This window comes from Enterobacter cloacae complex sp. SHL021 (genome assembly GCF_049237765.1).
Lineage (GTDB): Bacteria > Pseudomonadota > Gammaproteobacteria > Enterobacterales > Enterobacteriaceae > Enterobacter > Enterobacter cloacae.
In genome coordinates, this window is record NZ_JBMKJG010000016.1 from 40,002 (window position 1) to 55,349 (window position 15,348).

A 15,348-nucleotide genomic window follows, 5' to 3' on the forward strand; every position below is an offset into this window, starting at 1 on the left:
GTGTTTACCGGCGGGCAAAACGGCTCAGGGGCGATAAAGAGCCAGGAGTTCGTCCACCTTTTTACGTGTGCCGCCGTTGCTGCTAATGCTACGCCGCACTTTGACCTGAAAATGCTTCGCGGCTTTGTACCATTCGCGCGTATCAGGGGTATCGTGATTCGAAATTAACACCGGAATTCTTTTGCTGACCAGCTTTTCCGCCATCTCCGCCAGACGGGCCTGCTCGGCCGGACTGAAGCTGTTGGTGTGATAGGCGGTAAAATTCGCCGTCGCAGACAGCGGGGCGTAAGGCGGATCGCAGTAAACCACCGAGTCTACCCCCGCCAGTTCCATACACTCTTCATATGAGAGGCAGTGGAATTCTGCATTCTGCGCTTTTTCAGCAAAGTGATACAGCTCGTCCTGCGGGAAGTAAGGGCGCTTATAGCGGCCAAACGGCACGTTGAATTCCCCACGCAGATTATACCGGCACAGGCCGTTGTAACCATGGCGGTTGAGATAGAGGAACAACAGTGCCCGACGGAACGGATCCTGGCTCTGGTTAAACTCAGTGCGCAGCTGGTAGTAAACATCCGGATGATTGTTCTCGGGCGTAAACAGCTTGCGCGCCTCTTCCACATACTCATCGGTACGCAGTTTGACGATGTTATAGAGGCTGATGAGATCGCTGTTGATATCCGCCAGGATATAACGAGAAAAATCGGTGTTCAGGAACACCGATCCTGCGCCCACAAAGGGCTCGATAAGACACTCGCCTTTAGGCAGGTGCTTTTTAATATCATCAAGCAGGGGGTATTTCCCCCCTGCCCATTTCAGAAAAGCGCGATTTTTTTTCATGCTGACTAACTGATTACACCTTCTCCGGCTGTGGAGAAAGCTCCGACAGCATCCTGCGCTTTAAACATTACTTAAGATCGGCCTGAACCTGATGAATGGGCTTCGCCCACGGGTTTTTCGCCTGAACGTCTGCTGGCAGTGTCGCCACGGCACGTTTCGCTTCATCTTTAGAAGCATACACACCGCTCACCAGCACATACCACGGCTGCCCGTTACGGGTCGTCTGATAAACCACGTAGTTTTTCAGATTCGATTTCTTCGCCCAACCGTTGAGGTTGTCATAGTTGGACGAACTGCTCAGCTGCAGCGTGTAGTTACTGGATGGCGCAGATTTCAGTGAACCGACGTTACCCGTCGTTTTACCGGTTGTGCCAGCCGATGCAGTGGCGGTTGCAGCTGGAGCCGTTGTCGCCGCAGGTGCAGTGGTGGTGGCCGTGGCTTTCGGTGCAGTCTGCGTCACTGGCGCTTTTGCGGGCTCGCTTGCCGCAGCGGTTTCAGTCCGTTTCGGCTGCACCGGGGTTGCTTTGACTTCTGGTGCTTTTACCACAGCCTGAGGTTTGGTTTCACGCTTAGGTTCAATGACCGCCTGCTTACGTTCCTGACGTGGTGCAGTCTGAGTCTGACGCGGCTTGCTTTCCGTTGCTGCGGTTTGTGGCTGAGCGTTGCCACCGCGAACAGGCGCAACGGTTGCAGGTTCAGTTGGCAGCGTAGAGTTCACCACGACGTTATCCACCTGCTGCTGGTTTTGCGGCTGCATCAGCGCGTTGTTCAGATCGCCCTGAACTTCTACACGCTGCTGGCCTTCTGGCGTGGCAGGTGCCTGATTCTGAGCGGGGGTAGAAGAGACTGGCGGCAGGGAAACATCCTGCGGCGTCGTTGTGTTACTGGCGGTCTGCTCTGCGGAGGTGGTCCCCGGCGCTGGCTGTGCACCATTTGCCTGATCTGCCGCATCGTTACCGGAGAGGTTGATGCTCTTCTCAGTGGAAGCCGTTTGCTCGCCAGAATTCGTGGAAGGCGCTTTCAGCGCGGAGCCAATGCCGACAATCAGCAGCACAAGCACCAGAACGCCCAGTCCCATCATGATGTACTGGCGGGAGGCCGGTTTCTGCGCGGCCGCTTTTTTACGTTTACGCGGGCGACGCTCTACTGGCTCTTCGTCCATTGAATCTTCTTCGGACTCATAATCCTCTTCTTCTCGCTCATCACGCGCATTGCGGCTACGTGAAGGGCGACGATCGTCTGCATCCAGATCAACATCGTCAAAGTTGATCTGCGGCTCGTTATCACGTTCTGAAGATTGACGAGAACGACCAGTACGACGATCGCTGGGATCGGGTTTCAGCTCGTCTTCTGGTTTGAATTCATCCATTTAACACCCCACTCAAAGGCTTATGCCTACGACTTTGCATTTCGCCTGAAGCTAAACGACCACCGGTAACAGTGGCCTGACCTTTCTAGTTGTTACGCCTGCTGACAATCAGCGATAGCGCCAAGAACGACATCGTGCGGCACTCCGCCGCGCACTTCACTCTTCCCTATTGCAAGCGGGAGTACAAGACGCATCTCACCTGCCAATACTTTTTTATCGCGCATCATGTGGGGTAAATACGCTTGCGCCGACATCTCCTGCGGCCCGGTTACCGGCAAGCCAGCACGTTCCAGCAGTGCGATGATACGTGCCGTCTCTTCCGGTTTGAACTGACCCAGACGTTCGGAGGTACGGGCAGCCATCACCATGCCAGCAGCGACAGCTTCACCGTGGAGCCAGTTTCCGTAACCCATTTCGGCTTCAATTGCGTGGCCAAACGTATGCCCAAGATTCAGTAAAGCACGTAAGCCCGTTTCACGCTCGTCTGCTGCAACAACTTCTGCTTTCAGCTCACAACAACGGCGAATGCAGTATGCCAGTTTAGCCTCATCCAGGCGCAACAGCGCATCCATATTCTCTTCCAGCCAGTTAAAGAACTCGCCGTCGAGAATAATGCCGTATTTGATCACTTCAGCCAGGCCAGAGGCCAGTTCGCGTGCTGGCAGGGTTTTCAGGCAGTCGAGATCCACCACCACCGAAGCAGGCTGGTAGAACGCGCCAATCATGTTTTTGCCGAGCGGATGGTTGACCGCGGTTTTGCCGCCAACGGAAGAGTCGACCTGAGACAGTAAGGTGGTCGGAATCTGAATAAAACGGACACCACGTTGATAGCTTGCTGCCGCAAAGCCCGTCAGATCGCCCACAACACCGCCACCGAGAGCAAGCAGTGTCGTATCGCGACCATGGGGTTTTTGCAGCAATGCGGTAAAGACGGTATCCAGTACCGTCAGGCTTTTATACTGCTCGCCATCGGGCAGAATTACACTGTCGACCTTCACGCCCGCCTGCTCAAGCAGGTGGCGAACGCGGTCAAGATAAAGCGGAGCCAGCGTCTCATTGGTGACCAGCATCGCCTGATCACCCGCTTTCAGTGGTAAAAAGGAAGCTGGGTCGTTAAACAAACCAGCCGCGATGGTGATAGGGTAACTACGTTCCCCGAGAGTAACTGTAATCCTCTCCATGACGCGACATCCACCTTTAATGCTTTTACCCGCAGGCGAGTGTATATAAAGCCAGAATCAGTTGCTTTCCAGCATATGAATAATCTGGTTTGCAACCACTTTAGCGCTCTGATCATCAGTACGAATGGTCACATCAGCAATCTCTTCGTACAGAGGATTGCGTTCATCGGCCAACGCTTCCAGAACTTCGCGTGGTGGCGTTTCAACCTGCAGCAGCGGGCGCTTTTTATCGCGCTGCGTACGTGCCAGCTGTTTTTCAATGGTCGTCTCAAGATAGACCACTACGCCACGGGCGGAGAGACGGTTGCGGGTTTCGCGAGATTTTACAGAACCGCCGCCGGTCGCCAGCACGATGCCCTGTTTTTCCGTGAGTTCGTTGATCACTTTTTCTTCTCGGTCACGGAAACCTTCTTCGCCTTCTACATCGAAGACCCAGCCCACATCAGCTCCGGTTCGTTTCTCAATCTCTTGATCAGAATCGTAAAATTCCATATTGAGTTGTTGAGCTAACTGACGCCCAATAGTGCTTTTGCCGGCACCCATAGGCCCAACCAGAAAGATATTGCGTTTCTCTGCCATTTTTTCGGTACTACTAAGACTATTCGTTAATGGTAATCCCCGCTTCGCAGACACCCGGCGTAGCAGGACATGAACTGAAACCTCATATGCAATAGAGCGAGAGTCAGACTAAAAATTATCTCAATACTCCGGCTTGTTTGGCAACTGATTAAATCACCGCACCAGACGCATAAGACAACAAGACGTCAGTCCAACTCAAATCGGTACTCCTTGTATGCTAATTCATGCCCCACGTCAAACATCTGCAACAAACTGAATGCAAAATCATTGCGGGGATCGTTTCCCGTCAGTGAATAGCCACCAGACGTGGTGTTATAAACACCACTAACTCACGCCGTTCATTGTCTTTACCGTCATGACGAAAAAGCTGCCCAAGCCAGGGGATTTTACCGAGCCCGGGTACGCTATCACTTCCGGTTTTATTCTTTTGCGAGAAAATACCGCCCAGCGCCAGCGTTTCTCCACTTTTTACCTCCACCTGAGTCTCTATTTCTTGTTTGTCGATAGCCAGCGTTTCGCCATCAGCCTGTTGCAACACCTGCCCCGGCATATTTTCACTGATATGTAATTTCAGGCGCACGCGCCCGCCCGGTAGCACCACTGGGGTGACCTCCATACCTAATACCGCCTCTTTGAACTCCACAGAGGTGGCCCCACTCTCCCCGCTGGAGACCTGGTATGGGATCTCACTGCCCTGTTTGATACTGGCTGGCTGCATGTGTGAGGCCAGCAGTCGCGGGCTGGCGATGATATCGACCTGCTGTTTTTGCTCCAGTGCTGACAGCTCCAGATCCAGCAGCCTGCCGTTAATACGCCCGATGTTAAACCCCACATGGCTGGTGGCGCTGGCCACGGATAAATCACTGCCAAGGGTTGTCATTTGCCCAACCTTGCCCACTTCGCTGGCCTCGGCAAGATTCCATTTCACCCCCAGCTCCCGCAGACTTTTTTCGTTGATGGTGACGATATGCGCCGCCAGTTCGACCTGCTCGACGGGAATATCCATCTGTGTTGCCCAGCGCTGTAGCGTCTCCAGTACGGCTTTATTATCCCTGACCAGCAGCCGGTTGGTGCGTTTATCAAGAGACAGACTGCCCTTCGGACTGAGCAGTTTTTCCGCTGCGTTTTGCAGCTCCCCGGCATCAGCGTATGAAAACGAAATGCTTTGCGAGAGCAGCGGAGCCTCAAGCTGCCTGCGGGCCCGGTCCTGTGCTTTACGCTCCTGCTGTTCGCGCTGCCAGGCCGCCGTATTGACATAGAAAATGCCGCCCTCCTCGCGCAGAACCAGCCCTGCGCTGGCGATCACCGTCTGTAATGCCTGTCGCCACGGAACATGCGTCAGACTGAGCGATAATGTGCCGCTTACGTCGGGTGACACCACCAGATTACGATTCTCCTGTGCCACCAGCGCCTGCAGGACCTGAACCACAGGAACGTCATCCACCACCAGCGTGACCGGCTTCGGTGCGGCGGCCAGCGGAGTGACGATCGTCAGTAACAGCAGCGTTATCCTTAAATTCATATTTTATCGTTCCTTCTCGTTGCCATGTCCATTGCGCTGGCTCACAGGTTTCACCCACGTTTATGACGAGTTGCGTCTCATTCATTGCGCTGACCCGCCAGCCCGCCGGTAAACGTTCCTCTAAGTGCAGGCGATACCAGCGCTGTTTCCCGTCCTGCAACAGGCCAACCCCGCCGACCATGCCGCGATAGTGCCACTGCGTCAGCTCGCCAACGGCACAGGGATCGTCGGGCGGACGAAACGGATCGCGCATCCCGGTGAGTAACAGCACTGAGCAAACCAGCAGGTAGCGCAGGCTATTTCGCATGGTCTAGCTCCAGTTGCACTCGCAGACGTAACGCCGCGCCCTGAGGCGCAAGCGTAAAGGCGGCAATCCGGACATCTTGCTGCGCCAGCCGGGCGAAAACCGTCAGGATTGCTGGCCACTCGGCATCCAGCGCCAGCTCTCCACCGCCCGGAAGGGGTTTCCAGTGCACCAGCGTTGCGCCATCAGCCTGAAAATCCAGCGGGGAAAAGCGCACCACCGGGCGTGCGTCAGGCTCAGGTGTCCGGCGCGGCGCGTTGCTGGCGACAGGCCAGAGCGTCGTATGGCGCTGTACGGCGTCGGCCATTTGCTTCTGAAGCGCAGCAAGCTGTGAATTAAGCGGCCTCAGGAACAGGCCCCATGCGGTTCCCCACAACAAGGCAACGCCCAGCCCACCGCACAGGAGCCGGTACCGGCGACGGCTCTCACACCAGAGTTCAAATATTCTGTTCACACGTTACCCCTGGCCTGTGAGCTGAAACGTGAACATCCAGCGCCCGTGATTATCCTGCCGTATCTCCCCTGCTGACCCTGGGGTAAAACCCGCTATTTGTCGCAGAGCATCACCCATTGCCGACAGGGCGGGCAGTGCTGAGGCATAGCCGTTAATCATCAAAGAGGGCGGTTGGTAACGAAGCTCAGTGAACCATGCCTGCGCCGGAATGGCATCGGAGAGTGACGCCAGCACCGGGTGCCACGCCATACGCTGTGGCTGGCGCGTGGGAGCGGGTGTGGCAAGAGGTAGACGAGAAGACAGCGCGCGCTGCACGGTCTGCATGCCCGCCAGTTCAGCCTGTAGGGCGTGCAGTTTCAGGTGGGCGTGCATGCTCAGACTGAAAACCGTTGCCAGCGTCAGAATACAGGTGGCCGCAGACAGCCCTCCCCAGAACCGCACGCGGCGCGCGCGTCGTTGCTGTCGCCACGGAAGAAGATTGGTCATGCTCATTCAGGCACCTCGCTCATGGCCAGCGCCAGCGCGACGGCATAATCGGCACCGCACTCCGGCAGCGGGGGCTGACAGCGAGAGACGATCTCCCACGGGTCGCGCTGGCTATCAAACAGCGCGATATCGTCCGGCGCGAGAGCCAGCAGTACCGCCAGTTCAGCCACGCTTTTGGCCTCGGTAGCGAAGCGGCGCCCCCACTGGTGGCGCATTGCCCACAACCACTGATGTTCGTCTCGCCACGCGACACACTGCGCCGGTGCCACCGCAGGAAGAAAATTTGCCAGCGCGCTGGCATCCGGAGTAATCGTCACCAGCCGTAAATGCAGCGTTTTCGCGAGCGTCAGTAGTGTTTCAACCTCTTTGTTTTGCGCAGCGGTGACATGAAATGTGTTGCTGAACGTGTCCTGTGCGTAATCGAAGCACAGCGCATCAGGGGACATCTCCAGCTCACGCGAGAGCGCAGCCCCTAGCCAGGAGAGCTGTTCGCTGTCGCGCAGGGCGATAGCCGGGCGGGGCAACGATCTTTGCAGGGTACGCGCCGCCGGAAATGAGAGGAACACCCGGTGCTGATGCGGCAACGTACGCCGCCAGCCGCGTAATGCGTCAAGCAATTGTTCTGGCTGACAAATTTTCCCGTCGAGGATGATGCCTTCCGTCAGCGGTATCGCCCACCAGCGGCGCAGACACCAGCTGAGACGCTCACGAACCAGCGCGACAATCAGCACCCTATCTTGTTGAATATGAACGCCCGTTTGCCATGTTTTGAAAGCCATGCTTCACGATCTCCTTATCGCCCGTCGCCGTGACGGCTATATCAATGAATCAGGCTTGCCTTTATACTACCGCGCGATTGTTTAGAAACTGCCCAAGTGAAACCAGATGGGAAATCTCCGGTGAAGTTCGTAAAGTATTTATTAATCCTTGCAGTGTGTTGCATTCTGCTGGGAGCAGGCTCGATTTATGGTTTGTACAAATATATTGAGCCGCAGCTACCTGATGTCGCTACGCTTCGTGATGTGCGGCTCCAGATCCCAATGCAGGTCTACAGCGCCGACGGCGAGCTGATGGCGCAGTACGGCGAAAAACGCCGTATCCCGCTGACCTTAAACCAAATTCCCCCTGTGATGGTGAAGGCCTTCATCGCCACAGAGGACAGCCGTTTTTACGAGCACCACGGCGTTGACCCGGTGGGGATTTTCCGTGCCGCAAGCGTTGCGCTGTTCTCCGGGCATGCCTCTCAGGGGGCAAGTACCATTACACAGCAGCTGGCGCGTAACTTCTTCCTCAGCCCTGAAAAGACGCTGATCCGTAAGATAAAAGAGGTGTTCCTCGCGATCCGTATTGAGCAGTTGCTGAGTAAAGACGAAATCCTTGAGCTTTACCTCAACAAGATCTATCTCGGTTATCGCGCCTACGGCGTGGGTGCTGCGGCACAGGTGTACTTCGGCAAGCCCGTGGAGCAACTGACCTTAAGCGAAATGGCGACCATTGCCGGCCTGCCTAAAGCCCCGTCCACGTTTAACCCGCTCTACTCGCTCGATCGCGCCACCGCACGTCGCAATGTCGTTCTGTCACGTATGCTGAGCGAAGGCTACATCAGCCAGAGTGAATATGAGCAGGCACGCAACGATGTCATCGACGCCAACTACCATGCGCCGGAAATCGCCTTCTCTGCCCCGTATCTGACCGAAATGGTTCGCCAGGAAATGGTCAGCCGTTATGGGGATAAAGCCTATGAAGATGGTTATCGCGTATACACCACGGTTACCCGTAAAGGGCAGCAGGCGGCACAGGATGCGGTGAGAAATAACGTGATGGACTACGATATGCGTCACGGCTATCGCGGCCCGTCCAATGTGCTGTGGAAGGTGGGCGAAAGCGCCTGGGACAGTAAAAAAATCACCAGTACGCTGAAAGCGCTGCCTACCTACGGCCCGCTGCTGCCTGCGGTGGTGACGCAGGCCACGCCTCAGGAAGCCGTTGCAACGCTTGCGGATGGCACCTCAGTCTCCTTGCGTATGGACGGGATCCGCTGGGCGCGTCCGTACCGCTCTGACACCTTACAGGGACCAACGCCACGCAAAGTGACCGATGTCGTACAAACCGGACAACAAATCTGGGTGCGTCAGGTGGGCGATGCCTGGTGGCTGGCGCAGGTGCCAGACGTCAACTCCGCGCTGGTCTCCATTAACCCGCAAAACGGTGCCGTGCTGGCGCTGGTGGGTGGGTTTGATTTCAACCAGAGCAAATTCAACCGCGCGACGCAGGCGCTGCGTCAGGTCGGTTCGAATATCAAACCGTTCCTCTACACGGCGGCGATGGATAAAGGCTTAACGCTTGCCAGTATCCTCAATGACGTGCCGATCTCTCGCTGGGATGCCGGTGCCGGTTCCGACTGGCAGCCGAAGAACTCGCCGGCGGAATACGCAGGTCCTATTCGCCTTCGTCAGGGGCTGGGTCAGTCGAAAAACGTGGTGATGGTGCGTGCAATGCGTGCGATGGGCGTCGATTACGCGGCAGAGTATCTGCAACGTTTTGGCTTCCCGGCACAGAACATCGTGCGCACCGAATCGCTGGCGTTAGGCTCGGCATCGTTCACGCCGCTGCAAGTGGCGCGGGGGTATTCGGTCATGGCCAACGGCGGCTTCCTGATCGACCCGTACTTCATCAGTAAAATCGAAAACGACCAGGGCGGTGTGCTGTTCGAAGCGAAACCGAAAATTGCCTGTGCGGAGTGCGATATCCCGGTGATTTACGGCAATACGCCGAAGTCTAACGTGCTTGAAAACAAGGACATGGAAGATGTCGCCGTGTCGCAGGAGCAGCCGAACGGCGTGGTGCCGCAGCCACAGCTGGAACAGGCAAACCAGGCGCTGGTGGCGCAGAGCGGTGCGCAGGAGTATGCCCCGCATGTGATCAACACCCCGCTGTCATTCCTGATCAAGAGCGCGTTGAATACCAACATCTTCGGTGAACCGGGCTGGCAGGGTACCGGCTGGCGTGCCGGGCGTGATTTACAGCGCCACGATATCGGCGGTAAAACCGGGACCACCAACAGCTCGAAAGATGCCTGGTTCTCCGGCTACGGCCCGGGCGTGGTGACTTCGGTCTGGATCGGTTTTGACGATCACCGCCGCGATTTAGGCCGCACCACGGCGTCTGGCGCGATCAAAGATCAGATTTCCGGCTACGAAGGCGGGGCCAAAAGTGCGCAACCGGCCTGGGATGCCTATATGAAATCCGTTCTTGAGGGCGTGCCGGAGCAGCCACTGACGCCACCGCCGGGCGTGGTCACGGTCAATATCGACCGCAGCACCGGGCAGTTAGCCAACGGTGGCAATAGCCGTGAGGAGTATTTCATCGAAGGTACGCAGCCAACCACGCAGGCGGTGCATGAGGTGGGTACAGAGATTATTGATAACGGCGAGACGCACGAGCTGTTCTGACAACAAAGCAAAACGGCAACCTCGGGTTGCCGTTTTTGTGTTTGCTCCCTCTCCCGTGGGAGAGGGTTGGGGCATCAGGCCACTACAGCCGCCCCTGCCCCTTCAGCCATTCCCGCACCAGGAACAGCGCGCTCACGTTACGCGCCTCATTGAAGTCAGGATCTTCCAGCAAATCCATCAGGTGCGCCAGTGGCCAGCGAACCTGGGGCAGCGGCTCCGGCTCGTCACCTTCCAGCGATTCAGGGTAAAGATCTTCAGCCACCACAATGTTCATTTTGCTGGAAAAATAGGAGGGAGCCATGCTCAGTTTTTTCAGGAACGATAGCTCTTTCGCGCCAAATCCAACCTCTTCTTTCAGCTCGCGGTTTGCTGCTTCAAAGACCGTTTCACCCGGATCAATAAGCCCTTTCGAGAAACCCAGTTCATAAGATTCCGTGCCCACTGCATACTCGCGGATCAAAATCAGATGGTCATCAACAATGGGGATGATCATCACCGCTTCACGCGATGAGGGGCGCATACGTTCATAAACGCGACGCACGCCGTTGCTGAACTCCAGGTCCACACTTTCGACATTAAACAGCCGGGATTTCGCGACAGTTTCAACACTCAGAATGGTGGGTTTTTGTAGTGGTTTGCTCATCTTGACGGGTCTTTGAAGTGTGAACTGACTTTATTGTGCGATACGCCGCACGGTTTCGGCAATGTCAATTGTTCTTTATTTACATTTGTGCAACCTGACAGGAATCAATCCTCAAATCAAAACAAATGTCAAGAGGTTGAAATGTTTCCAGGAATTTGCTGATATCGCGCCATGACAGGCTTTGCTATCATCATCGGTCACTGGGATGCGCTGCAGAATGCTCAAGTTCGACTCCATGCTTGCCGATAGCCAACCACAGACTCTCATTCATTGTTAAAGGTGCACTGACTACACCTGTAAGAAGATAAAGTAAGATGGGGAAAGCATGAGCACCATTTTGATCGTTCTCGCTGCTATGCTGGCCGGCGCTTTAGTTGCAGGGTGGGTATACAGGCGTCGCGTACAGCGTCGTTTCAGGCTGCCCTTTTTAACGGCCTTTGCCGGTGCCACAACGCGTAAACTCACGCAAGAAGAGCGCGATACTGTTGAGAACTATCTCGAAACCCTCAACCGTTCCCAGTTAACGCCCGGGCCAACGGGGGCTACGGCTGCGCCTGTCACCCTCAATCTGAACGCACAAAGCGACACCGTGCTCTGCGTGACGCGCTCCATCACCCGTTATGGCATCACGACGGACGATCCCAATAAATGGCGTTACTACCTCGACTCCGTTGAAGTGCATCTGCCTCCCTCCTGGGAGCAGTACATTAATGACGAAAACAGCGTTGAGCTTATCCATACCGATTCGCTGCCGCTGGTCATCTCCCTGAACGGCCATACGCTGAATGAATACATTCATGAAGCACCGCGCTTTGCGCTGGAACGCGCGAGTTCAAAGCAGGCCTCCATTCGCGGTGAAGAGACCGAGCAAATTGAACTGCTGAACATTCGTCAGGAGACTCATGAAGAGCACGCCCTGAGTCGTCCGGATGGCATTCGCGAGGCGGTCCTGATTGTGGCCGCCTTCCTGCTCTTTTTCTTCTGTCTGCTGACGCCGGATGTGTTTGTCCCGTGGCTCGCGGGCGGTGCGCTGCTGCTGTTGGCCGCCGGGCTGTGGGGGCTGTTTGCGCCTCCGGCCAAAACCTCTTTGCGTGAAATTCACTGCCTGCGCGGCACCCCTAAGCGCTGGGGCCTGTTCGGTGAGAACGATCAGGAACATATCAACAATATCTCTCTCGGGATTATTGACCTTATCTATCCGCGCCACTGGCAGCCATGGATTGCACAGGATTTGGGGCATAAAACCGATATTGATATCTACCTTGACCGCCATGTTGTGCGTCAGGGGCGCTTCCTCTCCCTGCACGATGAAGTGAAAAACTTCCCGCTTCAGCACTGGCTACGCAGTACGGTTATCGCCGGGGGCGCAGCGCTGGTCTTTGCTCTGATGCTGCTGTTCGTGCCGCTGGATATGCCCATCAAATTCACCCTGTCGTGGATCAAAGGGGCACAAACCGTAGAGGCCACCAGCGTTAAGCAGCTGGATGACGCTGGCGTGCGGGTGGGTGATACGCTCCGTCTGAAGGGTACCGGGATGTGTAACATCCACACCCCAGGGGCCTGGAATACCCGTCAGAACTCGCCGTTCATGCCGTTCGACTGCTCGCAAATCGTCTGGAACGATGCGCCGCCGTTGCCGCTGCCAGAATCGGATGTCGTCAATAAAGCCACTGCGCTCACCCAGACGCTCAACCGCCAGCTGCACCCGAAAACCGATGATGATTCACGCGTCAGCCCTGCCCTGCGTTCTGCCATTCAGAAATCCGGGATGGTACTACTGGATGACTTTGGCGAAATCGTATTGAAAACGCAGGATTTATGTTCAGCACAGGATGAGTGCGTTCGCCTTAAAAATGCGCTCGTGAACCTGGGTAACAGCAAAGACTGGGACTCGCTGGTGAAGCGCGCCGAAGCGGGTCGTCTGGACGGCGTGAACGTGCTACTGCGCCCGGTGAGTGCCGAATCGCTGGATAACCTGGTGGCGACCTCTACCGCGCCGTTTGTGATGCGTGAAACCACCCGTGCGGCCCAGGCGCTGAATAGCCCGGCGCCTGGCGGCTTTGTGATTGTCAGCGATGAAGGCAGCGATCTGGTCGATCAGCCTTATCCGCAAATTGCCCTGTACGACTACCCGGCTCAGGAACAATGGGGGCAGTTCCAGCGCCTGGCGCAGATGCTGATGCAAACGCCGTTCAGTGCCGAAGGGATTGTGACCAGTATCTTTACCGATGCCAACGGTACGCGCCATATCGGCCTGCACCGGATGCCTGACAGCGCGGGTTTATGGCGTTATATCGGTACATCACTGCTGATGATCGCCATGCTGGTGTCTATTTTCTGGAACGGCATCATGGCTCTGCGCCGTTACCAGCGTTCGCGCACCCGGCTTGCTGAGATCCAGCAATACTACGAAAATTGCCTTAATCCTAAGCTGGTCCCCTCCTCTGAGAGCCTGATCGGATAACATCGCTGCGCGACAAGTTGTGCTACCCTGTCGCGCACGTTTCTTCTGGCTGGAGTTCCCCTATGCATCTTGATATCGCCTGGCAGGAGGTTGATACCGTCCTGCTGGATATGGACGGCACGCTGCTCGATCTCGCCTTTGATAATTACTTCTGGCAAAAGCTGGTCCCGGAGACCTATGGCGAACAGCAGGGTATCTCCCCGGCAGAAGCGCAGGAATTCATTCGTTCGCAATATAGCGCGGTGCAACATACGCTAAACTGGTACTGTCTGGACTACTGGAGCGAACGACTCGGTTTGGATATTTGTGCCATGACCACCGCCCAGGGCCCGCGCGCCGTACTGCGTGAGGACACCGTGCCCTTCCTGGATGCGCTGAAAGCAAGCGGCAAGCGCCGTATTTTGCTGACCAACGCCCATCCGCATAATCTGGCCGTGAAGCTGGAACATACGGGTCTTGCGTCACACCTTGATTTATTACTTTCCACCCACACATTTGGTTATCCGAAAGAGGATCAGCGGTTGTGGCATGCGGTGAAGGAAGAGACCGGTTTACAGCCGGAACGCACGCTGTTCATTGATGACAGCGAGCCCATTCTGGATTCCGCTGCGGCGTTTGGCATTCGCTACTGCCTGGGCGTGACCAATCCTGACTCCGGTCTGGCGGATAAAAGCTATCTGCGGCATCCGGGGCTGGGCGACTATCGTCAGATGATCCCCTCACTGACCGTGAAGGAGACGCCATGAAAGAAAAACCCTCAGATGGGGTAAGACTGGATAAATGGCTGTGGGCAGCCCGTTTTTATAAAACGCGCGCCCTTGCCCGCGAGATGATTGACGGCGGAAAGGTGCATTACAACGGCCAGCGTAGCAAGCCGAGTAAGCTGGTTGAACTGAATGCCACCTTAACGCTGCGTCAGGGCAACGATGAACGAACGGTGGTGATTAAAGCCATTACCGAACAACGACGGCCCGCATCTGAAGCCGTACAGCTTTATGAAGAGACGGCTGAGAGCATTGAAAAGCGCGAAAAGACCGCGCTGGCGCGCAAAATGAATGCGCTGACCATGCCCCACCCGGACCGGCGACCGGATAAAAAAGAGCGCCGCGATCTGATGAAATTTAAACACGGTGAGACCGAGTAACCCTCACCTGCACGAGAGACTATTATGGCCCAACACGACCAATTACACCGCTATCTGTTTGAACAATTCGCCGTGCGTGGCGAGCTGGTCACCGTATCCGAAACCTGGAAACAGATTCTGGAAAACCACAACTACCCGCTGCCGGTGAAAACCCTGTTGGGCGAACTGCTGGTTGCCACCAGCCTGCTGACCGCCACGCTGAAGTTTGCCGGTGATATCACCGTGCAGCTACAGGGTGATGGCCCGATGTCGCTGGCCGTGATCAACGGTAACAATCAGCAGCAGATGCGCGGCGTCGCGCGCGTTCAGGGCGACGTTCCTGAAAATGCCGATCTGAAAACGCTGGTGGGCAATGGTTACCTGGTGATCACCATCTCCCCGGAAGAAGGTGAACGCTATCAGGGCGTGGTCGGTCTGGAAGGCGATACCCTGGCCGCCTGTCTGGAAGATTACTTCATGCGTTCAGAACAGCTGCCAACTCGCCTGTTCATTCGTACCGGTGAAGTAGACGGCCAACCTGCTGCAGGCGGTATGCTGCTGCAGGTTCTGCCCGCACAGGATGCGCAGACCAATGATTTTGAGCACCTGGCGACGCTGACCGAAACCATCAAGGCGGAAGAGCTGTTCAACCTGTCGGCGACCGATGTGCTGTGGCGTCTGTATCATGAAGAAGAGGTGACGGTTTACGATCCGCAGGCCGTGGAGTTTAAGTGTACCTGTTCACGTGAACGCTGCGCTGGCGCACTGAAAACCCTGCCGGATGAAGAGATCGACAGCATTATGGCTGAAGACGGTGAAATCGATATGCACTGTGACTACTGCGGTACGCACTATGTGTTCAACTCGATGGATATCGCTGAGATCCGCAACAACGCCTCTCCGGCGGATCCGCAGGTTCACTGATCATAAAGCA

Annotated in this window: 15 protein-coding genes; 5 read left to right on the forward strand and 10 right to left on the reverse strand. The window is 56.0% G+C overall.

The window, feature by feature from the left end; all coding sequences use genetic code 11:
* Positions 1 to 24: 24 nt before the first annotated feature.
* The 9 genes from dam to ACOTZF_RS16690 form a co-directional block, all read right to left on the reverse strand.
* Entirely contained in the window at positions 25 to 837 is an 813-nt protein-coding gene (gene dam, locus ACOTZF_RS16650) for an adenine-specific DNA-methyltransferase (protein WP_013099069.1), read from the reverse strand.
* Between the two features lie 67 nt (positions 838 to 904).
* Positions 905 to 2,206, reverse strand: a complete 1,302-nt coding sequence (gene damX, locus ACOTZF_RS16655; protein ID WP_029882161.1) for a cell division protein DamX — start codon at positions 2,204 to 2,206, stop codon at positions 905 to 907.
* Between the two features lie 92 nt (positions 2,207 to 2,298).
* Positions 2,299 to 3,387: a 3-dehydroquinate synthase gene (aroB, locus tag ACOTZF_RS16660; RefSeq protein ID WP_029882162.1), complete on the reverse strand. Its 1,089-nt coding sequence runs from the start codon at positions 3,385 to 3,387 to the stop codon at positions 2,299 to 2,301.
* Between the two features lie 57 nt (positions 3,388 to 3,444).
* On the reverse strand, positions 3,445 to 3,966 hold the full coding sequence (gene aroK / locus ACOTZF_RS16665; protein ID WP_003861630.1) for a shikimate kinase AroK: 522 nt from the start codon (positions 3,964 to 3,966) through the stop codon (positions 3,445 to 3,447).
* A gap of 286 nt (positions 3,967 to 4,252) precedes the next feature.
* On the reverse strand, positions 4,253 to 5,488 hold the full coding sequence (hofQ, locus tag ACOTZF_RS16670) for a DNA uptake porin HofQ (RefSeq protein WP_040022704.1): 1,236 nt from the start codon (positions 5,486 to 5,488) through the stop codon (positions 4,253 to 4,255).
* Positions 5,403 to 5,795, reverse strand: a complete 393-nt coding sequence (locus tag ACOTZF_RS16675) for a HofP DNA utilization family protein (protein WP_040022705.1) — start codon at positions 5,793 to 5,795, stop codon at positions 5,403 to 5,405. Before ACOTZF_RS16675 ends, hofQ begins: the two co-directional genes overlap by 86 nt.
* A complete protein-coding gene (locus ACOTZF_RS16680) occupies positions 5,785 to 6,246 on the reverse strand; it encodes a HofO (protein ID WP_129252531.1) in 462 nt (153 codons plus the stop codon). The genes ACOTZF_RS16675 and ACOTZF_RS16680 overlap by 11 nt, the downstream gene beginning before the upstream one ends.
* Before the next feature lie 3 nt (positions 6,247 to 6,249).
* Positions 6,250 to 6,738 (reverse strand): PilN domain-containing protein, encoded by a 489-nt coding sequence (locus tag ACOTZF_RS16685; RefSeq protein ID WP_013099077.1) that lies wholly within the window; start codon positions 6,736 to 6,738, stop codon positions 6,250 to 6,252.
* On the reverse strand, positions 6,735 to 7,511 hold the full coding sequence (locus ACOTZF_RS16690) for a hypothetical protein (protein WP_040022712.1): 777 nt from the start codon (positions 7,509 to 7,511) through the stop codon (positions 6,735 to 6,737). The genes ACOTZF_RS16685 and ACOTZF_RS16690 overlap by 4 nt, the downstream gene beginning before the upstream one ends.
* Positions 7,512 to 7,631: 120 nt before the next feature.
* On the opposite strand from ACOTZF_RS16690, the gene mrcA reads away from it, so the two are divergent.
* Positions 7,632 to 10,184 (forward strand): peptidoglycan glycosyltransferase/peptidoglycan DD-transpeptidase MrcA, encoded by a 2,553-nt coding sequence (gene mrcA, locus ACOTZF_RS16695; RefSeq protein ID WP_040022715.1) that lies wholly within the window; start codon positions 7,632 to 7,634, stop codon positions 10,182 to 10,184.
* 82 nt (positions 10,185 to 10,266) lie between these two features.
* Here the strand turns inward: mrcA and nudE are convergent, their stop codons facing one another.
* Complete coding sequence (gene nudE, locus ACOTZF_RS16700) at positions 10,267 to 10,827, reverse strand: ADP compounds hydrolase NudE (protein ID WP_029882167.1); 561 nt, start codon at positions 10,825 to 10,827, stop codon at positions 10,267 to 10,269.
* A gap of 325 nt (positions 10,828 to 11,152) precedes the next feature.
* On the opposite strand from nudE, the gene ACOTZF_RS16705 reads away from it, so the two are divergent.
* The 4 genes from ACOTZF_RS16705 (at position 11,153) to hslO (ending at position 15,338) form a co-directional block, all read left to right on the forward strand.
* Positions 11,153 to 13,291 carry an intracellular growth attenuator family protein gene (locus ACOTZF_RS16705; protein ID WP_129317777.1) on the forward strand — a complete coding sequence of 713 codons (2,139 nt, stop codon included), beginning with the start codon at positions 11,153 to 11,155 and terminating at the stop codon, positions 13,289 to 13,291.
* 62 nt (positions 13,292 to 13,353) lie between these two features.
* On the forward strand, positions 13,354 to 14,037 hold the full coding sequence (gene yrfG / locus ACOTZF_RS16710) for a GMP/IMP nucleotidase (protein WP_013099082.1): 684 nt from the start codon (positions 13,354 to 13,356) through the stop codon (positions 14,035 to 14,037).
* Positions 14,034 to 14,435 (forward strand): ribosome-associated heat shock protein Hsp15, encoded by a 402-nt coding sequence (gene hslR / locus ACOTZF_RS16715; RefSeq protein WP_013099083.1) that lies wholly within the window; start codon positions 14,034 to 14,036, stop codon positions 14,433 to 14,435. Before yrfG ends, hslR begins: the two co-directional genes overlap by 4 nt.
* A 24-nt stretch (positions 14,436 to 14,459) precedes the next feature.
* The gene (gene hslO, locus ACOTZF_RS16720) at positions 14,460 to 15,338 is read left to right on the forward strand and encodes an Hsp33 family molecular chaperone HslO (protein WP_013099084.1); all 879 of its coding nucleotides are present in this window, start codon (positions 14,460 to 14,462) and stop codon (positions 15,336 to 15,338) included.
* Positions 15,339 to 15,348 lie beyond the last annotated feature (10 nt).